Genomic DNA, 20817 nt, shown 5'->3' on the forward strand with positions numbered 1-20817 from the left:
TTCATGTTTCGTTTACGCTTTTATCGTAATCTAGCGAAGCAGGAGGAAAACGTGAAAGTCAAATACTTTTCTAAAAAAATCTCAATTGTTTTAGCTTTACTGGTTATGTTTTCGAGTCTTCCCAATGTGCCCGTTTCAGCCGATCCGAATCCTTTGAATGCTGTCATTCCCAAATATCAGGAGGAGAGGCAATTTGGCTTCAGCGCAGGAGGGCTTCATACCGTTTGGTTTGACACCTCTCATGGTGGTGATGTGACAGCTTCAGGCAACAATGATTATGGACAACTTGGTGATGGTACAACTATATCACGCTCCTTGCCTGTCACCATTAATAATCTCTATTCCCGTGTTGCGGATATTTCGGCAGGCGGTACTCATAATCTTGCCCTTATTGATGACCAGACAGTGCGGGCATGGGGAAATAATCAAAAAGGGCAGCTTGGCATTGGCTCTGATATCAATAGTCTTATTCCTGTGGAGGTACCTGGTCTAAGCGAAATTATCGCCATTTCCTCAGGTTTCGATTTTAGTCTCGCCCTCAAAAATGATGGAACCGTTTACTCTTTCGGGAGCAATGAGTTTAACCAATTAGGTGACAGCTCTGTCGGGAGTCGGAATACCCCGGCACAGATTCCAGGCTTAGACAGTATTGTTGCCATCGCTGCCGGGGGTACCCATGCCTTAGCTTTGCACATGGATGGCAGTGTGTATGCTTGGGGCAGCAATGAGCGGGGTGAACTTGGCGATGGTGGATCAGCGTCCGGTTATCAACCTGTAAAGATAGCTTCATTAAGCAATATTACTGCCATCTCAGCCGGGTTAAGGCATTGCCTGGCCTTGGGGGCTGATGGAAGTGTCTATGCATGGGGAGATAACTCGTTGGGGCAACTGGGAGACCCCAAAATTTCCGATTATAGCAATGTGCCGATCAAGGTTCAAGGAATTAAGGCCGCTTTTCGGATTGCGGCCGGATATAACTCCAGCTTTATTATTGCCCAGCAAAATGCGACCTATGGATTTGGTGACAACTCAGCCAACCAGATTAATAGTTCGGCGGTTGAGAACTTATCCTCACCAACACTGCTCAACATCAAAGCCTCCTTTATCTCTCCAGGATGGGGACACACCGTATCCCGCGGCTTTCTCGGCAATGATAACGGCGTTGATAACTGGAGTTGGGGATATAACCAATTTGGGCAAACAGGCAATGGTTTGACTGAGCATGTCCTGAATCCGACAGCACCCTATTCCGGAACGAATCGCCAACCTGTATTTTTTCGGATTTCCGGGGCCAATCGTTTCAAAACGGCTGTTGCTATTTCCATTGAGGGATGGGATTATGGCGCAGCAACTGTCGTTCTGGCCAGGGCGGATAATTTTCCGGATGCTCTCGCCGGGACTCCATTAGCCTATGGATTAAACGCGCCAATATTACTAACGGATTCGGCAAGATTGTCAAATGATACCAAAGATGAATTAGATCGCTTAGCTCCGCAAAACATCATTATCTTAGGCCAGGAAGGGGCTATCTCATCTTCCATTGAAAAAGACCTTCAGAAGCATTACAAGGTAACCCGAGTGGGCGGCCAGGATCGCTATGAAACAGCTGCGGCCATCGCCCAGTATATGCACGATCATCATTTGATTTTAGGAAATAAAGCCGTCATAGCTTATGGCGAAAATTTCCCGGATGCTTTGGCGGTATCTTCGGTAGCGGCCCATGCCCATATGCCGATATTATTAACCAAAAAAGATGTATTAGCTGATGCTGCCGGTGAAGCGTTAAAGCGCCTTGGTATAAACGAGACATTCATTGTCGGTGGTACCGGGGTCGTGGGGACTGCAGTAGAGAGCAGTCTTCCGCTGCCTACACGGTACTCAGGAAATGACCGTTATGCAACAGCTATTGCTATTGCCAACGGTATGGGCACCGATCCCTATCTCGTCTATTTAGCTACAGGAACTAACTTTCCGGATGCACTTGCCGGTTCAGTTCTTGCGGCCAGAAGCAACAGTCCTATTATCTTAGTTAATTCAAGTTCAGGTGCGGAAGCAGCAGCACAATGGTTTTGGTGGAACAGCAGGGATATAAAGCAGTCCTATGTACTAGGGGGTTCAGGTGCCGTTCCGGATTCTGTTATAGAAAGCATTTATAGTCGAATCGGCTATTAAGTTTTTGCTGCCTTATGCCTTGAGGATATAAAAATAATAATGACATTCTAAAGGGCGTGTCGCCCTACGTTTATGTGTAAACGCAGGGCGACACGCCCTTTCAATAAGATTAGATTCTTAAAATTTCTAGTAAATCGTTTCTTTCACCTTATCGGAAACCGCACCTTCTCCACCCAGGATATACAGCTTATGGAGCTTTAAGTCCCCATTTTTCCCCGGCTCCCTTTACGGTCATATAATCCACGCCTCACACCGCCTAATCCTTACCATCAATATACTGGTTTTAGTATATTACAAGAATCAGCAACAACACAGATTACAAAAGCTCAAATCTAAGCCATTTTTCATTCATAAAGATATCGACACTGCGTTCATCAACAAACTGGTATCCATACTCACTGCCAAAATTAGATTGATTATCTTGAGTAGGTTTTTCAAAAGGCCCTACTGTTGACGTTACTTCTCCATCCATGACTCCGCATCTTGCTTTGATATCACTTTCTTTGCCGGTATCTTGATATAGCTTCCCTTTAATCATGACCATGGGGGCTAAGTCAGCTGATTTCGTCCGCTCATCAACTGAAAATTCCGCTGTTAAATAGTATTTTTCATAATCTCCTGTACCCCGAAAATCCGATATATCCTTCACGATACGATAGTCACCAGGCTCCAGCTCCCCATAGAGCCAGCCCCAATCAACTCTCCACTCCCCATTCCCCCCGGTAGCCAAATCATAACCAATATCATTAAATGCGTAATTATCAATAATGGTCGGAACCTGATACCATTTTCCGTTGACCCTCTTCTCCAGCAGGAAATAATCACCGTAGATACACTGCTTGTCTGAACTATTGGTAAAGTTTAACGTCAAGCCGCTTAAAGACACAGTCCCTTCCTTAACTCCCATGGTTACACCCTCAAAGTTGTTGACGATTTCATGGGTGGTAGACTCCCAGTCCGTTGTTTCAGGAGATTGACCTGAATCAGCTTTGATTATGGTATTGGTCCCTGCAGTTGAGCTGCCGCCGGCACTTGCGCATCCTGACAAAAAGATTAAGCCTATGGCCACTGTGCATAACAACAAGCAAGAATGCTTTTTCATATTAAAATCACCTCAACTTGTTAGACGCTGATTAGTGGTCTGATCTTGCTCCACCATCCCTCTCTGAATCAAATCTTCATATTCCATTGCTAAATAACCGTCACTAACACTCTATATCGAATAAGCCGCCACTCCTGTGACGGCTAAACAATCCTTGATTTTAGTTCTCGGACGGCTCCTCTGAAAAAAGAACTGTCAGGTAATCCCTGGCCCCATTCAATATACGATAAACTGAAACGAATTCTCCCTCGATCTTGTAAAATACCAGATAAGCTCCACAAACAAGAAAACGATAATCCGTTTTTAAATTAATCTTTGCACCAAGCGAGACTCCCATTTCGGGAAAATCAGCCAAATTCTCTATTTTGGAATAAATGACAGCTCCCATCTGTATAGCTGCTTCTGGATTATCCTCGGCGATGTAGGTTTTTATTTCCTGCACATCAGCAATGGCCATAGGATTGATTCTAATTTTGTATTTCACCCTCAGACCTCCAATGCTTTCTTGAGGTCATCAAGGGTCCTCCATTCCTTTCCAGTTTCAATGATATCCTCCGCTTCAGCAAGCTTTGATAAAAGTTTAACTACAGCCTGTTGCCTTTCATATTCCTGTATATCCATAAGCACGTAACGGCCTCTGCCGTTTTTAGTCAAAAAAACAGGCTCCCCAACCTGGCAGGAACGAAGAACTTCGTTATAATTTCTCAAGTCTGAAACCGGTTTAATATTGGGCATTCTTTACACCTCCACAGTTTTTTGTGTTGTAATTATTATATGCAAATACTTCGTAAAATTCAATGTTATATTTAGCAGCAAATTCTCAATTCATCCCGCTTTTATGTATGTTCAATTGGAACAAATAATCATTCTTCTCTGCCCCCATCCCCGTTAAGGCCCGGCTCATAATTCGTAATCGATTCCGAATTTGCCCCGCACCATACCAACAAATACCCCACAAAATCCCAGCCCAATATACACAGGAGACTGTCACTGTGGCAGTCCCCTGTGTATTACTTTTCAAATGACAAAGCCTCACGCCAATAGTAAAGCTCTTCATATTCCATTGCTTAAGTATAAAACCTTTCATTCAGCTTGATTAAACCTAAAAGAGGGCCTTGTTCGTAATTTTCTTGGGGATAAAGGCTTTTAAATTCGTTATATTTTTTCATCAATACCGGAATCGCATCTTCATCAGCAATAAACCCAAGTGCAATACAAACAAGCGATGATGCGTATGGGGACCTTATTTCATCAAACATTTCCAACAGCGTCTTTGCATAATCTTTACCGGTGTTGGCGAGTATTTTAACTGCATTTTCGATGAACACATCATTGAGACTTGTTTTAAGCAGCTCCAATATTCTTGGGATGATTAGCTCTTCTTGCTCCATAGCTTTTTGCAGAACCAGATGAGAATTTAGCGGCTCGCACTTCCCTTTTAACCTTTTCAGGAGCATATCAAGATCGTTCTCACGAAGAATTTCTTCTCTTTCTTCGTCTGCCCTTTCATCATATTTCCGTACAACATCAGCTGCGACTTCAGACAATTCGGGAATTTCGATCTGACCATATACAAATTGTTGGGCCGTCAGGTTCTTTACCGGATTGTCTTTGAAGAATTTTGGAGTCAATATATTTTTATACATATGTACCACCTCAGTTTAAACTAACTTTGCTTATTACTGGTGTCCTCTTGGCAGCAGGGTCTGAAACGGCCGCCTACACACAGGCCAATTTTCTATCTGTGGCTTTCAATCTCAGTTGCTTATAATTTGTAAGCAACTGAAATCCTTCTTCAATTTTGCAAGCCGGTACGCAGCTCCTCCTAGCGCAGTGACCTGTTATTCATTCATCTGTTCCAGTGAATCATAGGGTTTTCTTGTTCAGCAATATTGGACCCAATCCGGCTGATTTTCTCCAACCGCCTTTTCCACACTGCTGATCCAGTCCGCGACCTGTTGGAGCCTTATCTGCAATTCCTCTAGCCCGATCTCCCCGTCTTCCGCATCGTCCCACAGATTGCTAAGTGCGCATTTCACTCCCTCTTCCGGAAAAAATATACTATCATGATGTAAATTTCTCATAAGAGCCCCTTCGCCGTCCTTAGCGCACTTACCATTGATAGCGATATGGCGAACCTCCCATCCGTCGACCGTCCGTTCGATTCGATAAACATTCGGATGCCCCCACCTTCTCGTATATACGGAGAAGGTCATTTCTTTGTTTAGCGTATCGTCTCCCTTGGTTTCCATCGTCTCTCCCCGCCCTCTTATCTCCTTCAACAAGGCCGTAAGCATATGGTAATGATCGTAGAAATCGATTATGTCATTCTCCGGGAGCCTACCGCTATTGATCATCAGCCATTTTGACAGAATTGGCAACATACCCCAATGAAGAATCGGAATCACCGGATGTAAGTCAGAAAAAATGCGGCGCAGCCTTTCATGATCAAACGAAAAGCCTTCGCTAGTTTCATAGTCGTCGTAAAATCTTCCAAAAGACTTTATAAATAAGACCTTGGCAGTTTCCAATTGTCCGAGTGCCTGGTGATGATTCCGAATTATTTTTTGAGCTTCATCCAGCTTTTCTGTCTTGAGGATAAACTTTCCACTTCTTTGTTCAAAGAAAAAGTCTAAATTATAGGCAATATCCCTTTTCCGAAAATGAAAGACAGTCTCAATCTCCGCCACTGTAAACTCACGTGTCACTTCATACTTCTCTTTAAGAATTCCACGTACAATGGAAACTAATAAGTTCCTTCGCCTTGCAGTTGTTTCCGATACCGACATTAGTTCTTCCCCTGTCATGGCGTTAACTCCCCCCTGCACCTATTAATATTAAAAAACGGGCAGCCACCATGGCACATCCCATAGTTTTCGCAGGTTTGGCACGCCAAAATGGCATGCCTCTGTGCTCCGGGCCTGCTCAATCTCTCCCGCATTTTAATAAATTCTTCCCCGAATCTCCATCCATCCTGCAGCGAATGCCTTCTTAAATCAATTCCCTTCCCGGAGATATCATTCATGAATGAGCACGGATACAGGAGCAGATTTTCTGAGATATAAGCAGAAAACCTTGCCGCCTCACAAAAATCCACAGTCTCCTTCAGCAGACCGTCTCCCATCAGCGGCAAAAACGAAATCATACAGCTGTCAAAGCCGATTTTACAATTCTTGACCTTCTTCACCATTTCAAAGAAGTCTTTTATTTCGTATCCATCCCTCAGGCACAAGGCGTCAGAAGAATGGACAGGTTTATAATTCAGAAAAACGATGGCATTGACGCTTTCCAGCAAATCGGCGTGTTTTTCCAGCAATTCCATCGCCTGGGGGAGGCTTAGTTTATTTAGCATAAAATGGATGTTTACCTTAATTCCGTATGCGCCGGCCCGTTTAATCACTTCCTGTGCATCAGCATAGGGTTCATACCAGCTGACAGCCATTGCGCCGCAGAATTGTTTCGTCGCCCCATAGATCTCGTCTGTCATGCCTTGTCCGTTTGTTGTATAGGATGGAACAATCTTATGACTGCGGGTTTTCTGCAAAATCTGCACAAATTGAGGATGCTGGTTCGGGTTTCCCCCGCCTAAGGCAACCTGTAAAACGCCCGCCTTTTCCGCCTGCTCCATAATAAATTCGTAATCTTCCAGATGGATAAAACTCCCTTGTCTGTTTGAAGCGCGATAGCAGAAATCACATTCCCGTTCGCAATAATTTGTAATTGCGATATCCAGCAGCTCAGGCCCTATTGCATTAGAAAATGGGTCGCTGCCGTTTTTGCCATAGCGGATAAACGTGCCCTCATCCCGATCAAAGCCCAGAATATACCCGCTTTCCCTGCAATTCCGAATCAAGCAGCTTCCCATCACCAGCCACCGATCTTGCCGTTAAAATACAAGTCATCTTCACAAATCAGAAAGCTTTCCATACAAAAATAGACTTCCGCAGCCGAATATCCATCGGAGTGAAGTTTTCCATAATACACCTTTCTGTTTTCGGCCAGCAGCTTTTCGACGATTCGGATTGTCTCTTCATCGTAAGATTCTTCTTGCAGAAATTCCGCTACGCTGCCATATGCTGTTCGGGACTCTTTCATGTATTTCATAATATCCTGTTTGTTCTCCTCTACCGCTTCGTAAAGTTCTTCAAAAATCCGACTCATCGGAGACGGTCCTTCGACCCCGATGCCTTTGATGAAACCCTCTTTATCTAAGTCATCCTTCATGGAAATAATAAAAGAGGTAGAGGAACTGTTTGTTACAAAGCCCTGCCTGATCTTCATAATTCAATTTCCTCCAATGCCTGATTCAGGATATCGATACCCTTATCTTCATATTCGATCAAAGAGCGGGTATTATAGTTGGACAGATCTATGTTCAGCTTAAACAAGGTTTGCTGTTCGTTCAAATCTATAAACTCCATATGGGCCCAATCCAATAGCTCTTTTTTGTATAAGTAATCGGCAAAGCTATCATATTCCTGTCCATAGTAGGTCAGATATTCCTTTTTCAAGTCTCTGGCATATTGAAAAAAAGACTGAAAGATCCTCTTGGTATAGAATTCGGCAAAGGAACCCTTTTGCAGGTGTAATGCAGAGGATATCCTTTTTTCAAGTTCAGCATAAGCGAAGCTATCGTCAGCTATGCAATAATATTCACCTGCTAATTTAAGTATCCGCATGTTATCCTCCGGATTAATCGAACAGCAATTTTGAAAACAGCTCCCTACCACCAGGTATATCCCGGCAAAAGCTGTTTTCCTGAGCCAGCCGTTCTATTCTCTGATCCCATGGCTCACCTTTCCTGAATTTTTCAAGATGTTGCAGAATCTCCTTAACATTGCCTAAAATCAAGCTGCTTTGGTGTCGGTTCATTTCTTCCAGAATGCGCACAGCCACTTCCGGTGACACTTCATAGAGCTTGCACCATAAATCCAACGCGCCCCGGTTCTCCAGTTCAAGTAAATAAATGCTCAGTCGATACCACTCAGAATGGCGCACATTCCAAGCATCATCATTTACGTCTTCCGCAATGCGCTGGATCATCCTGTTAAAAGGCCATACAGACTCTGGCCGAGGATTGTTATAAGCACCTTTCTTCTCACGGTAGACACCAAACATCCTTTTAATAAAAGCATCATACAAGTCTATTTTTTCGGCAAGCACATCCAGCGCCTCGAACAGCAAACGGATATTAATCTTACCAAAAAACTCACAATCATATTTGCCAAGCAGATCATGAACAACTTTTTCCGCATGAGGCCCATTCGCCACAAGTTGCATCCTCCAGGCTTCCTTATCATGAGCGGTAAAATGACGATCCTCCAGCCCCCATATATAGAGCCAGTAGAGATTTTCGTATTCAGGAAGAGCTTCGATGATCGGCAATAAATCCTCCTGCGATTCAGTTCGCGCCAAATAGAAAATGTATTTTTGAACGCCTTCCCTGATTGTCAGATTTTCTTCATTCATCTGATCCCAGAACGATAGAAAGGCATCCTGCTCCGCAAGATGGGTCAAAATATAGTTTGTAATACAGAAGTCCCGGAATTCATCAAATGTAAAACTGATCACTATAGTATTTTTCATCAACATACCTGTTTTCAATATCTGCTCGTCCTTGAATATCACCTCGTTATCCAGCATTTGATAGAGCAGCTCTTGCTCAGATTTGTTGAAAATTCCGGAGGGGACATTAAAGAACGTTTTTTTACGAATCATATATTCCGAAATTTTATCAAGCAAGGTATACAAAGAATCCTGAGGATTTAAGACCGGCTGATCCTTTTGATATTCCTGTGATTTTAGATTCAAATACTGCCGGAATACATCATATTTGTAAACATCATAGACGTAGATTTGCTTCTTGCCCTCATTTGCTTCGCAGAAAAATCGCAGCAGCAGCACATCACTCGTTAAGGCATCATAGAATCGATTTGTTAATGTATTCTCTCTGATCGTGATCCCGAAAAAGTTCAGGTACCCTCGGAAGATCCGCCCCTTGAAGTCGTCGCTCCTCTGCCACATATCGATATGTTTATATGCCCTTGAATACGTTCCTTCCTCGATCACCTCAAACCGCTCCTTCAGGAACTCGTTCCGGGTGGTCATGATCACTTTGATATATGGGTAGGCCTGACATTCCTCAAGAAAATCCCGTATGCACTGGCCAAAGTTCTTCACCAGCGAATTCTCGTTTAAACCATCGATGATGACGACGAGGGGCTTCTTGGTACGATTCCATTCCCGGCGGAGAATTTTATTCCCATAAGAGAACGAATACACCCCGTCCAGCGACAGCTTTTGCTTGAGAAGCGCTATTGGATTTTCCCTGAAATCATAGGCATTAAAATATAACGCGCAATAGCCTTTTCTCATCAGAAAATTCGCTGTGAAGTCACATACGAAGTTGGTTTTGCCCTGACCGGCGTCTTTGGTTAGCAGAATATATTTCTTTTCTATAAAGTCGATATTGTCTTTTATGTCAGATAAGTAGTATTTAACGGAATTATTGAGACTGTTCTGTCTGAGATCATAACTCTCCTCCAGACTGGAAGTATCAGAGTAGAAATATTTATCTAATTCCGCCAACAAGGAAATCCCATCTGAAACCCGGTCCCCCAGGCAACTATGTAATGGTTCCAATTCCGTCACTGAAAAGTTTTCAGTCAGATCGGAAAAATCAATTTCCTGTTTACCTTGCTTTCCAAGATAAAAATTAACATTTTTAAAATCAAGCATCTTCGCATCACGGATCGCCTTCTTCAAAAACAACATAGGGTCTGCAAAATATCGGAGGTTTTCTTTATAGTCGCCTTCTTCCACAAATATGTCTGCAATATACTTTTTGCTTTTTACGTTTTTATCAATCTGGCTTCTCGTATATTGAACACAGGCCTCTTTCAGCAGCATGTGATATGCATTAGGCTTGAAGTTTTCCTTCGCCAGCAAGTCCTGAAACATCTCCACCGATGACATGCGTACGCCCAATGCGCCGCTGCTATTATACGCCTGCATTTGCAGGATGCCGACGATTCTGTGATCGCAGAATACGGGAGAGCCGGACAATCCCTGATAATTGTCCGCTATTCCAGCCGTAATTGCTGCCAGATGATAATCCCATTCCTCATCCTTTACCGGTGAAATGATGATCCCGGTCCCCCGCACATGATGCTCACATTGCTGGGATGTAATAAACCCACTGACCGACCATCTGGATTCTTCATCCAAGACCTCATCATCGGAAAAAATATCAGCTATACAGTAGCTATCATCGGAATTGCCGATCTCCAGCACTACTGCCACATTATTCTCATTTACGACGCAGGACTCTTCTTCTTTGCCACCGACCCACACCGTATGGCGCTCTCCACAGGTCACATGCCTGGGAGTCAGCACGAGATTTCTCCCGATCATGATCCCGGTTCCGTATTCAATACACTCTTCTCTAAGATAAGAACGTACCTTGACTATATATTTCTCCATACCTATTTCCCTTTACAATCTGATTTCCCGGTACCCAAACATCGCTGAATATCCGTATTTTTCCTGCATATCCATCAGCTCTTGTTTCTGTTTAATGTCGTAGTTAAAACATATGGTTTTATTTCCGGCTAGAATAGCTCTAGCCAACAGGTCATTTTCCGGATGCCGGTTTTGCTTTCCGCCGTCCGTCGATATGAGAAGCGTTCTCCCCTTTGCTTTCTCCAGCAACTTTATATTCGGTTTGGTCGTACCATGATGAGATATCTTAATCAGATCATACTCATCCGTCAAAAACTCCGCCCAACTGTCGCTATCCGAGTCTCCGCTAAACAACAGCTTCGTACCCTTATATTCAATTTCGATTACAACGGACGCATTATTTACCTCGTTCATCGGCGCCAGTGTAGATGTACCAACCCAGCGCTCAAGCCGCGGCTCTGAAGCCGAAATATATTCCTCCAAACAGCCCGGTTCTATTTGCAACTCCATTAATCGCTCAAACAATGCTGCAAATTCCATATCTTCCGAAAGCTCATAGTGGATGCCAAAATTCCGGATCATCTCAATATTCAATTTGTGGGCAAGCCTGTTCAAGGACGATTCGTTTGGTGACAACACGATCAGTTTGCATTCTCCAATTTGAATGGAATGATCGACCAGCTGATTCCTGTTGTCAGCATTTCTTTTAACGACTCGGTCTGCAAACTGTGCGTTTAACCGATATCCGTTCTGAGCGCATAGCTCCTCGAAACTCCTGCTGTGTGCTGCTGATATAGGGCCGACATTGCCATCGCTCTGCATGGACAACTGGCCCAAGATCATATTCATCCGTTTCTTTTGCAGCTCCCCGATTGCCGCCCGTTTTCTCTCCTGGAATTCATCCCGCATAAATAGCGTGTTAAAAAATCCGTTGAACCAAATATTTTCCACCTCAATAATATGAGGCGCATTTGCGGGACCGTTCTCACGTAAAAATGCGATCGCTCCTTCTAGATGATCCTGATCTATGTGCGTAATCAACATCAGTATCACACGGCGGCCCTTATGCTTTAATTGAGTCAATAAGGGCTTCAGCTCGGATTCGTATGTGGACTTATAGCCACAGTCGACCAGGATACATTCCCCGTTGTCGAATTCCACAACAAAACAGTCTCCGGCTTTGGCGGGAAGAAAATGTACTATGCAATTGCCCACAGCAGCTCCTTCCTTCTATCGGCTGACCGCCGCTATTTATGCAACATTTTTACCTCTACGATTTAACCTTTTGAATAACATCATATGATACCAAACAAATTAAGAATTTTCTTATATTATGCCATATTTTGGACTAACATGATAGAGCTGGTAACATCTGAAGCATGACTAATCTTCCTTCATACCCACTAGCAAGCCTGTGACCGATTAAATTCGGCAAACACCCCGGCTGCTCTGCCCCATCACCGTTAAGACCTCACTCATAATTCGTAATCGATTCCGAATTTGCCCCGCGCCATACCAGCGCTCCCCGCCAAATCCAGCCCAAAATACAGGGGACTGCCACTGCGGCAGTCCCCTGTGTTCAACAAGTCATATCCTTTATATCATCATATTCTATGGCAAACAGCATTTCATCACTCAAATCTTCAATATGTGCTAACCGATCCGCCTGGTTAACAAGCGCTTTTTCAAAAAAGTTTCTTACATCCCTGGCATTGGCAAATGTATCTGAATCACATCTTTTTTGGAAGAATGAATAGGCATATGCTTCTGCCTGGCTTGACAGACTCAGATTCGTTTTTTTACACATGGATTTTAAAATTAATAGCAATTCCTCCGCGCTATAGTCATCAAAGCTAATAAACTTATTAAACCGTGACCGCAGGCCTGGGTTGGAATCCAGAAAACGCTCCATTGGTTCAGGATACCCTGCCACTATGATGACTAAATCGGCCCGGTTATCCTCCATGGCTTTGACAAGGGTATCGATGGCTTCCGTTCCGAAATCCGCTTCTCCCCGGTTTTCTGTAAGCGAATAGGCTTCATCAATAAATAATATACCGCCTTTCGCTTTACTGATCACTTCCTGGGTTTTTAGCGCGGTTTGTCCCACATACCCGGCAACAAGTCCTGAACGGTCCGTTTCAATAAGCTGGCCCTTGGAAACCAATCCTAAGGCTTTATATATTTCGGCCAGCAGCCTGGCCACCGTTGTTTTTCCTGTTCCAGGGTTTCCCGAAAACACTAAATGCAAGGACATCGCCGGTTGACTAAAGCCCCGTTCCTCGCGTATTTTCTGCACTTTAATCAAATTAACCAGACTATTCAGATCCTTTTTAACCCGGGCTAATCCGATCAGTTCATTCAATTCCTGGAGTAATTGCTCAAGACTTTTGTCAGAACCTGTGCGCTCAGAACTGCCGGTTACAGCCACGCCCTCCGAGTCTATCTCTTGGAATTCTCCCAGGTATTCTGTTTCACATCCGTTATCTTCCAAGTACTCATTGAGATGCAATAAATACTCGTATAACGCCGTCGATTTGTTAATATCAATGTCATTGCAGCTTTCATACAAGAAATGCCTACCCAGATATCCAAAAAGCGTGACAATCCCAGTCATAGTATCATATGTTCCTTCTGAGCGCTCACCTGCTTCAATCAGGGCTTCATCGAACTTTTTAGTGATATCCATAAAAGATGGGATCTCTTCTGCAAACTGGGGATTCTCTATTATATATTTTTTTGAGGCTTCCGTATCTATGGCATAAGCTCTGCCTACACTTAGATAATCCTTGATGACTTGGCTTTCGAGCTCTGTTAAGTCACCATCCGCTATCGCTATATAAGCTAAGAAGTGTACTGCGGTTTGGAGTACTTCGTTGGCCAGAGATCTGCCATCCTTTAATCCATATCCTTTGCTATCTATAGTATCGTATAAATTTAATATACTTTTCAGAGCACTTGTCTGAGCGGCACGAAGTTCCTTCCACTGTTCTCCGGTCTGGGCTTCCATTTCTGATACATCCATTTTAACTCTGCGCCGTCTGCTTTCTCTGGCTTCTTTCGCCGCTTCAGCACGTACTTTACGAGCCGCTTCTATTAATTGATTGATATCCTCAGCAATAAAGTTGACACCCTTATTGTAATAGGATTCTTTGTATTCGGTTAGCCTAGCCAGAATTTCCTTTAGATAGTGCATTTGCACATAAGAATTGCCCGCTTGCCCTGCCTTATTTGCTTTTTCTTTTAACATTTCAAAGCTTTCTATCATTGATTCCACATGATCATTTGCTTTTTTAAAACATGCACGGCAGAGCTGATACTCTTCCGAAGGTCTTTCCTTGATATTGAATGTGGTCTGGCAAAGTCTGCACTCAAAAACAGAATCATTGAGTATTGATTCACTAAACAATATCTTTTTAAGCGAGTTCCACATCACAGCGACCTCTTTTCTTTCCTTTTGAGCCTATTTCACAATCTTTTTACTATTCCACATCCTTCCTTCATTTCCTCTTTCCTTTCCCCTGCCAAAATACAGGGGACTGCCACTGCGACAGTCCCCTGTGTGCTACTTTTCAAATGACAAGGCCTCTATAAACTCCTCCTGGAAATCACTCCGGGTAGACAATTCCAAATGCTCGGCAAGTTCGGCTAACAGGGCAGCCCTTTTGCGTTCCTCTTTGGATAACAGGATCATTTTGGCCCCATCACCGGCTGCGTTGCCAATCGCTCTGATCTTCTCCAAGGGCACATCCGGGAGCAGGCCAATCCGCAGTGCCGCTTCCTTGCTGATGTAGTTGCCGAAGGCTCCGGCCAGCAGTACCCGGTCCAGCTGCTCCAGGCCGATTCCCATCTCTTTCATGAGAATCTTAATCCCGGCCAGAATAGCCCCTTTCGCCAGCTGCAGTTCCCGGATATCTTTTTGGGTCAGAACCACATCTTCCTTTAAACCGGTGTCTTTTCCCCAAGCCAATACGAATTCAAATCCGCCCTCTGCCTTACGAATCCGCTCTTGAATCCTGGCAGGGAGCTTGGCCAGATCCTCCGGTGTATTGACAATCCGTCCGCTTTCATGGATGACTCCCGCTTCTGCCATTTGGGCAATAGCATCAATCAAGCCTGAACCGCAGATACCAATGGGTTTGGCATTGCCGATCACCGCCAGTTCCACATCATCGGTGATTTTGACCCGCTCGATGGCTCCGTCCGCTGCCCTCATGCCGTATTTAATCTCTGCTCCTTCAAAGGCCGGACCTGCGGCTGTCGAGCAGGTAAGAATCCGCTTCCCGCCGGCTAGGATGATTTCTCCGTTGGTACCGATATCCACAGCCAGAGTATAACCGGGCAGCTGATCCACTTTAGCGGCGATCATCACTCCTACCGTGTCCGCTCCCACATAACCCGCCACATTGGGAACCACCACCACATGACCTGTCTTAAGAATATTTAGTCCCAACTCCGCAGCCTTCACCTGAACAGACTGACGGAACACGGGAATAAAAGGCGCCGGCGCCAGATAGGTTGGGTCGATCCCCAGGAATAAATGGCTCATAGTGGTGTTTCCCACCACGACGGCCTGATAGATGTCCTCCTGCTTCAAGTCATTTCTCTTGCATAATCTGGAGATGATCGTATTCAGACCTTCCACCACCACCGTCTGCAGCTGCTGCAACTGCTCCGGTCCCTTAGCCGCATGGGTAATCCGGGAAATCACATCAGCCCCAAAGACACGCTGAGGATTCGTCAGTGCGTCGCTGTCCAGAATCTTTCCCTGAAGCAGATCCACCAGATAAACCACCGTAGTCGTCGTGCCAATATCGATGGCCAAGCCATGGCTTTTCTGAGTGGTATCTCCCGGCTCCACAGCCAATAAGGCATTCCCGTCCACAACCGCAGTCACATGGAAATTGGACTGATGAAGGATTTGGGGAAGTCCTGCCGCCAGAGTACGGTTAAAATGAATCTTGGGTGAAGGCAAAGCGGCCATGAGGCGGTCCCAATCCGGCGTCTGATCATGAACCGTCGGCTTAGCCAATTTAAGCTCATATTTTTTTACGCTTGGCACCAGGTCGATATCCTCCAACTGGCTTAAATTGGTTTTGCGCTGGTGAGCATCTTTGGATTCACTGAGATTGACGATTAAATCTTCCGCCACTTTATAGCGGCAGGCTAAAACCCAGCCGGCCTTTCGTTCCGAGTCACTTAGAAATTTCCCCATATCAAGGGCAGGATCGACCAGGGTGGGATCGACTTGAACTTTACATTTCCCGCATGTTCCTCTGCCTCCGCAGGTGCTTTCCAAGGGCACCCCTGCCGCGATGGCTGCCTCCATAACGGTGCTGCCTTCCGATACTTCAATTGCTCTCTTCCCTGGTAAAAACGTAACTTGGACCATCGTTTTCTCCTCCTTGTATGCTGCCCATGCCTCATCCAGTGCAGATGATTAAGCTTCTGGCTCTATTGTAACACTATTCTTACAATAAGGAAAAAAACTTCTTAGAACAAGAGCTCCCCTTGTTTATTTCCCCGCTTCTTTGGTGCGGAATTGCCGTACCAAGTCATCAAGAGAAACCGCTAAGGCACTGATTTCTTCAGCACTTGCCGCAACCGTCTCTGTTGAAGCGGTTTGTTCTTCTGCCGCCGCGGCAACTTGTTGGCTGTTTGCAGTTGTATTCTCGGTAATCGTCGCTACCTTATCAATCAAACTAATGACTTGATCGGAAGTAGCAACCTCCTCCTTCGTAAGCTCAACGATCTCTTTAATATTGCCAACCGTTTCCTCTACTACTTTGATGATTTGCGCAAAGGTGTGATCCGTTTCTCTGACCACTTCCACCCCTTTCTCGACGGCTTCTTTTTCCTGCTGCATCGATTGGACCGCCTTCTCGGTTTGTTTAATCATCTCTGTGACCAGGGTGGATATTTCAGTGGAGCCAAGATTGGATTGCTCGGCTAAATTGCGCACTTCATCAGCAACAACGGCAAACCCCCTGCCATGTTCACCGGCTCTGGCAGCTTCAATCGCAGCATTCAAAGCCAACAAATTGGTTTGAGTCGCAATGGCGTTGATCGTAGTAATAATTTCACCCACTTTTGTGGACAATTGATTTAATTCCTGGAGGACAGTCATGGTATCTTGTGATTTTATATTGATCATTTCGATAGCTTCCACTGTATTATTAACCTTAATTCGGCCTTCCTGAGCGGCTTGCTTGGTATTTTCCGAACTTTGATTGATTTTTAAAGCCCGGTTTTGAGCCAGCTGAACCATGCTTGACAATTCCACTAGAGTTTGCGAAGCATCCAAAACCGCATGGCTCTGCTCCTCCGCCTCCCTGGCCACATGTTGGATGCTGGCTGAGATTTCCTGACTACTGGTGCTTACCTGCTCTGAAGAGGCTGCCAGCTCTTCAGAGGATGCGGCAAGATCTTGGGCACCTCTTCGCACATGCTTGACAATAGTTGACTGGCTATTGATCATTTGGTTGAAGGATTCGCCCAGAGTCTTGATTTCATCCTTGGTATTGATCTCCGACTGAACGGTCAAATCTCCTTGTCCTGCCTTCTCCATAAGACTTTGCAGTTGCTTGATCGGCTTGACAATATTATTGGCGATGAGCACGGCAATGAGCAGCGCGATGGTTAAAGCACTGAAGATGAGGATAATGGTTTGTTTCCTGATCGATAAGGCCGCTGCCATATATTCATCATAATTGGCTGTCACAGCTACTACCCAGCTCTCTACAGGCTCAAAACAAGTATATTTATATACCCCTTCATAGCTATAGAATCCTTCCCCGGCCTCTCCCGCTTTCATGCGCTCGACCAGCTGTTTTAACTCTCCGCTGGCTGTATCGGACAGATTTTCGGTCAGTATCTTTTCCTGAACAGGATGGCTTACCAGCAATCCCTCCCGATCCACCATATAAGCATAACCGCTTTCACCGATCTTTATTTTTGTCGCATGCTTGACGATCTGATTGAAATTTATTGTGCCAATAAGCACCCCGACAACTTGATTATCCGCTTTAATCGGTTGGCCTACCGCGACTACAGTATTTCCCGTAACCATAGAGATGATCACATCACTAAGTGAGACCGAGCCAAGCAAAGCCTCTTGCACATACTCTCGCTGGGCATAATCAGCCGTCGTATTAATGCTGCTGTTATCCATTACCCCCCGGCCTTGAGCATCTGTCAGAATCAGACTTTCAAACAGATCACTGTTTTCTTTCTGAAGGGTACTCAGATAGGTGAACACCCGGGAGCTTAGTTCCCCATTGTTTTGATCAAGAATAACTTCTGCCAAATTTTCATTGGTGGCCATTACATTTAAAATATTCCGGGCTGCTTTCATATCCCCTGAAATAGCTTCAGCTGTTTGTTTGGTAGTATCGCTTAGCTGCTGTTCTATCGTCTCTTGCAAGGCATTGGCAGCCATAGTATAGGACATAAACCCCAAGACAACCACAGGAATAGAAATCAGTATTATGAAACTCACTACTAATTTCTTTCTCAAGCCAAAATTCATTCTCCTCAACCTTTCCACCGGAACCTCTTTGTTTTTACTTAAGAGATCTCCCTTACTTCTTACCGTCACAGCCAAAGTAACTATCCCTAAATTGTATCTTGCTTTCCCTTCCCCCCTCCCTATTTTTATTTAATACTATCGCTAAAAGGTAATATTATCCGATAATCTACTATAACCTGTTAATAATTGTTTTAACAAGTGTTTTTTCGTTTTTTATTTTTTAATAATCATTCTTCCTGGCTCTTGAAAATTATGCTATTCCTGATAGAATAGAATAGTAAAATCACTGGGATTACTGAGGAGGTGAGTAGGGATGCAAGCTGTTTTTAGGCACGGATTTTTAATGGAATTCTTATATATTAACCGTGCTAAATTTGCCACTTTTGCTTTTAAGGGGATTACTATACCCTTTTTTAGCAATTGAATAGCAAATCTAAAACGGCGAAAACATCTCTTACCCATTTCTATTTATATACTATGTGGTGGTTATTGAGGAGTTGAAAGCTCCTCTTTTTTGTGCCATCGTATCCTTTTTTAGCTATGGGGGTAATGTCTTTCCATGGCTTTTTTGTGTTTACAGATCTTGAATGAATAACGCTTGAATGAACAACGGAGGTAAATTATGATTGCATGCAGTGTTAACAAAGTGACTAAAATGTACGGCGGCAATACCATTTTTTCGAATATATCCCTGGAGATCCAAGAAAATGAGCGGGTCGGCTTGGTCGGCCCTAATGGCAGCGGCAAAACCACCTTATTCAAGCTGCTGGCCGGCCAAGAAGATCCTGATGCCGGGCAGGTCCATTGGAAGAAAGGTTCAAAAACCGGCTATCTTACGCAAATCCCGGACTTTGAAGATGGATTAACGGCCAGTGATGTTCTGATGATCGCTTATCGCGAACTTTTAGAGATGGAAGAGACGATGAGGGAACTTGAAACAGCCATGTCTATGGAAGAAGAACACCCCAGACTGGACAAACTTATGGAACATTACGGCCTTCTCCTCAATCAGTTCACACTCCAAGGTGGCTACGAAATCCAGGCTAACCTTGAAAAAATAGCCCAGGGACTCAACATCGGAGACTTGCTGCCCAGGTCCTTTGCTACTCTCAGCGGAGGAGAAAAAACGAAGGTCGGGTTGGCTCTCACTCTTCTTAAAAACCCGGATTTCTTATTATTGGATGAACCCACCAATCATCTCGACCTGTTTGCCGTCAAGTGGCTGGGCAGCTTCCTGAAAACTTATAACGGCACTGTCCTGGTTATCTCTCATGACCGTTTTTTCCTGGATGAAGTCGTGACGAAGATCCTGGATTTAGCGGACGGTGAGCTGTACCATTACCATACCAATTACACGGGCTATGTGAAAGAAAAAGAAGAACGCCTTCTTAAGGAATTCCACGATTACGAAGAACAGCAAAAGCAGATCAAGAAGATGAAGGAAACTATCAAGCGTTTGCGGGAATGGGCAAATCGGGCTTATCCCTCCGGCGAAGGACTCTACCGGCAGGCCAAGAATATCGAAAGGGCCCTGGAGCACATGGAAAAACTCAGCCGCCCTCAGCTCAACCGCAAGAAAATGAATCTGGAGATGGAGGCTTCAGAGCGCAGCGGTAAAGATGTGGTTCTGCTCCAAGATGTCGCCAAGGCCTTCAGCGGCAATCAACCCCTTTTCACCAACGTCAACCTCCACCTTGCTTTTGGGCAGCGGGCTGCCATCGTCGGTGAAAACGGCACGGGAAAATCCACTTTAATTAAATTGATCTTAGGGGAACTGAGCCCGGACCAAGGAGAAGTGCGCATCGGCAGCAATGTCAAAATTGGCTATCTATCCCAGCAGGTTTTCTCCGACACGAAAGAAAAAACAGTGATCGATCTTTTCCGTGAAGACATCCCCATGACTGAAGGAGAGGCCAGAAATACTCTCGCCCGCTTCCTCTTTTACGGGCCTATGGTTTATAAGAAGGTATCTCAGCTGAGCGGCGGGGAGCGGATGCGGCTCCGCTTAGCCCAGCTTATGTATCAGGACAATAATCTCCTGATCCTTGATGAACCCACCAATCATCTGGACATGGACTCCCTGCAGGTCCTGGAGGATGCCCTGGAAAACTATGATGGAACCCTGCTGGCTGTCTCTCATGACCGTTACTTTCTCAATAAGCTCTTTCACAAGGTGTATTGGCTTGAAGCCGGAGCGGTGCACTGCTTTGAGGGAAACTTCAGCTATGCGGAAGAGAAGATGGGAACCGCCCACCATCAAAATGAGAGGGTTCATAACGAGGAAGTACAACTCAAAAGAGAGAAACCGACGGTCAAACAAGGCGGGAGTGACTCCCTCCCGACCAGGGATAAAATAACTCCGGACTATCGCCTCGAAAAACTGGAATCAGAGCTCAAGAACTTGGAGGAGCAGATATCATCCCTGGATCTTCAACTCCGGGAGATTGTGGACCTGGCCCAATTGCAACAGGTCTATGCAGAGAAGGAAGGATTGGAAAAGCGCTGGCTGGAGATCTTTGAGCTGCTGGAGTAGTCCCTGGCACCACTGGCGGCC

At 44.9% G+C, this 20817-nt stretch carries 16 protein-coding genes; 3 read left to right on the plus strand and 13 right to left on the minus strand.

Features of this window, described 5'->3' with window-relative positions:
- The first annotated feature begins 51 nt into the window (after window positions 1-51).
- Window positions 52-2172 (plus strand): RCC1 domain-containing protein, encoded by a 2121-nt coding sequence (locus tag DHAF_RS24770; RefSeq protein ID WP_015944515.1) that lies wholly within the window; start codon window positions 52-54, stop codon window positions 2170-2172.
- 316 nt (window positions 2173-2488) lie between these two features.
- Here DHAF_RS24770 and DHAF_RS16470 read toward each other — a convergent pair whose 3' ends face one another.
- From DHAF_RS16470 to DHAF_RS16530, 13 genes are all read right to left on the minus strand, one after another.
- On the minus strand, window positions 2489-3274 hold the full coding sequence (locus tag DHAF_RS16470) for an immunoglobulin-like domain-containing protein (protein WP_015944516.1): 786 nt from the start codon (window positions 3272-3274) through the stop codon (window positions 2489-2491).
- A gap of 160 nt (window positions 3275-3434) precedes the next feature.
- A complete protein-coding gene (locus tag DHAF_RS16475) occupies window positions 3435-3758 on the minus strand; it encodes a type II toxin-antitoxin system RelE/ParE family toxin (RefSeq protein ID WP_015944517.1) in 324 nt (107 codons plus the stop codon).
- A 2-nt stretch (window positions 3759-3760) separates the two neighbouring features.
- Window positions 3761-4009 (minus strand): type II toxin-antitoxin system Phd/YefM family antitoxin, encoded by a 249-nt coding sequence (locus tag DHAF_RS16480; RefSeq protein WP_005812819.1) that lies wholly within the window; start codon window positions 4007-4009, stop codon window positions 3761-3763.
- A 332-nt stretch (window positions 4010-4341) separates the two neighbouring features.
- On the minus strand, window positions 4342-4920 hold the full coding sequence (locus DHAF_RS16485) for a HEAT repeat domain-containing protein (RefSeq protein ID WP_015944518.1): 579 nt from the start codon (window positions 4918-4920) through the stop codon (window positions 4342-4344).
- A 237-nt stretch (window positions 4921-5157) separates the two neighbouring features.
- On the minus strand, window positions 5158-6081 hold the full coding sequence (locus tag DHAF_RS16490; protein ID WP_015944519.1) for a hypothetical protein: 924 nt from the start codon (window positions 6079-6081) through the stop codon (window positions 5158-5160).
- Window positions 6078-7139, minus strand: coding sequence for a radical SAM protein (locus tag DHAF_RS16495; RefSeq protein ID WP_015944520.1), 1062 nt, complete (start codon window positions 7137-7139; stop codon window positions 6078-6080). The genes DHAF_RS16490 and DHAF_RS16495 overlap by 4 nt, the downstream gene beginning before the upstream one ends.
- Complete coding sequence (locus DHAF_RS16500) at window positions 7139-7555, minus strand: hypothetical protein (protein ID WP_015944521.1); 417 nt, start codon at window positions 7553-7555, stop codon at window positions 7139-7141. Before DHAF_RS16500 ends, DHAF_RS16495 begins: the two co-directional genes overlap by 1 nt.
- Window positions 7552-7953: a hypothetical protein gene (locus DHAF_RS16505; protein WP_015944522.1), complete on the minus strand. Its 402-nt coding sequence runs from the start codon at window positions 7951-7953 to the stop codon at window positions 7552-7554. The genes DHAF_RS16500 and DHAF_RS16505 overlap by 4 nt, the downstream gene beginning before the upstream one ends.
- Window positions 7954-7966: 13 nt before the next feature.
- Window positions 7967-10756: an NACHT domain-containing protein gene (locus tag DHAF_RS16510; RefSeq protein WP_015944523.1), complete on the minus strand. Its 2790-nt coding sequence runs from the start codon at window positions 10754-10756 to the stop codon at window positions 7967-7969.
- Between the two features lie 12 nt (window positions 10757-10768).
- Window positions 10769-11950, minus strand: coding sequence for an MBL fold metallo-hydrolase (locus DHAF_RS16515; protein ID WP_015944524.1), 1182 nt, complete (start codon window positions 11948-11950; stop codon window positions 10769-10771).
- 364 nt (window positions 11951-12314) lie between these two features.
- Window positions 12315-14168: an AAA family ATPase gene (locus DHAF_RS16520; protein WP_015944525.1), complete on the minus strand. Its 1854-nt coding sequence runs from the start codon at window positions 14166-14168 to the stop codon at window positions 12315-12317.
- Window positions 14169-14300: 132 nt separating this feature from the next.
- Complete coding sequence (locus DHAF_RS16525) at window positions 14301-16127, minus strand: ASKHA domain-containing protein (protein WP_011460092.1); 1827 nt, start codon at window positions 16125-16127, stop codon at window positions 14301-14303.
- Window positions 16128-16250: 123 nt separating this feature from the next.
- A complete protein-coding gene (locus DHAF_RS16530) occupies window positions 16251-18263 on the minus strand; it encodes a methyl-accepting chemotaxis protein (RefSeq protein ID WP_011460093.1) in 2013 nt (670 codons plus the stop codon).
- 313 nt (window positions 18264-18576) lie between these two features.
- Between DHAF_RS16530 and DHAF_RS26800 the strand changes: the two genes are divergently transcribed.
- A complete protein-coding gene (locus DHAF_RS26800) occupies window positions 18577-18687 on the plus strand; it encodes an RAxF-45 family protein (protein ID WP_015944527.1) in 111 nt (36 codons plus the stop codon).
- Window positions 18688-18885: 198 nt separating this feature from the next.
- On the plus strand, window positions 18886-20796 hold the full coding sequence (gene abc-f / locus DHAF_RS16535; RefSeq protein ID WP_011460094.1) for a ribosomal protection-like ABC-F family protein: 1911 nt from the start codon (window positions 18886-18888) through the stop codon (window positions 20794-20796).
- Window positions 20797-20817 lie beyond the last annotated feature (21 nt).

Source organism: Desulfitobacterium hafniense DCB-2 (assembly GCF_000021925.1).
Lineage (GTDB): Bacteria > Bacillota > Desulfitobacteriia > Desulfitobacteriales > Desulfitobacteriaceae > Desulfitobacterium > Desulfitobacterium hafniense.

Excerpts from the sequence above, each read along its gene's own strand:
- abc-f (WP_011460094.1), top strand. The coding sequence starts at position 18,886 with ATGATTGCATGCAGTGTTAACAAAGTGACTAAAATGTACGGCGGCAAT.
- DHAF_RS16470 (WP_015944516.1), bottom strand. The coding sequence starts at position 3,274 with ATGAAAAAGCATTCTTGCTTGTTGTTATGCACAGTGGCCATAGGCTTA.
- DHAF_RS16500 (WP_015944521.1), bottom strand. The coding sequence starts at position 7,555 with ATGAAGATCAGGCAGGGCTTTGTAACAAACAGTTCCTCTACCTCTTTT.
- DHAF_RS16495 (WP_015944520.1), bottom strand. The coding sequence starts at position 7,139 with ATGGGAAGCTGCTTGATTCGGAATTGCAGGGAAAGCGGGTATATTCTG.
- DHAF_RS16510 (WP_015944523.1), bottom strand. The coding sequence starts at position 10,756 with ATGGAGAAATATATAGTCAAGGTACGTTCTTATCTTAGAGAAGAGTGT.
- DHAF_RS26800 (WP_015944527.1), top strand. The coding sequence starts at position 18,577 with ATGCAAGCTGTTTTTAGGCACGGATTTTTAATGGAATTCTTATATATT.
- DHAF_RS16490 (WP_015944519.1), bottom strand. The coding sequence starts at position 6,081 with ATGACAGGGGAAGAACTAATGTCGGTATCGGAAACAACTGCAAGGCGA.
- DHAF_RS16480 (WP_005812819.1), bottom strand. The coding sequence starts at position 4,009 with ATGCCCAATATTAAACCGGTTTCAGACTTGAGAAATTATAACGAAGTT.
- DHAF_RS16505 (WP_015944522.1), bottom strand. The coding sequence starts at position 7,953 with ATGCGGATACTTAAATTAGCAGGTGAATATTATTGCATAGCTGACGAT.
- DHAF_RS16520 (WP_015944525.1), bottom strand. The coding sequence starts at position 14,168 with ATGTGGAACTCGCTTAAAAAGATATTGTTTAGTGAATCAATACTCAAT.
- DHAF_RS16485 (WP_015944518.1), bottom strand. The coding sequence starts at position 4,920 with ATGTATAAAAATATATTGACTCCAAAATTCTTCAAAGACAATCCGGTA.
- DHAF_RS16530 (WP_011460093.1), bottom strand. The coding sequence starts at position 18,263 with ATGAATTTTGGCTTGAGAAAGAAATTAGTAGTGAGTTTCATAATACTG.
- DHAF_RS16525 (WP_011460092.1), bottom strand. The coding sequence starts at position 16,127 with ATGGTCCAAGTTACGTTTTTACCAGGGAAGAGAGCAATTGAAGTATCG.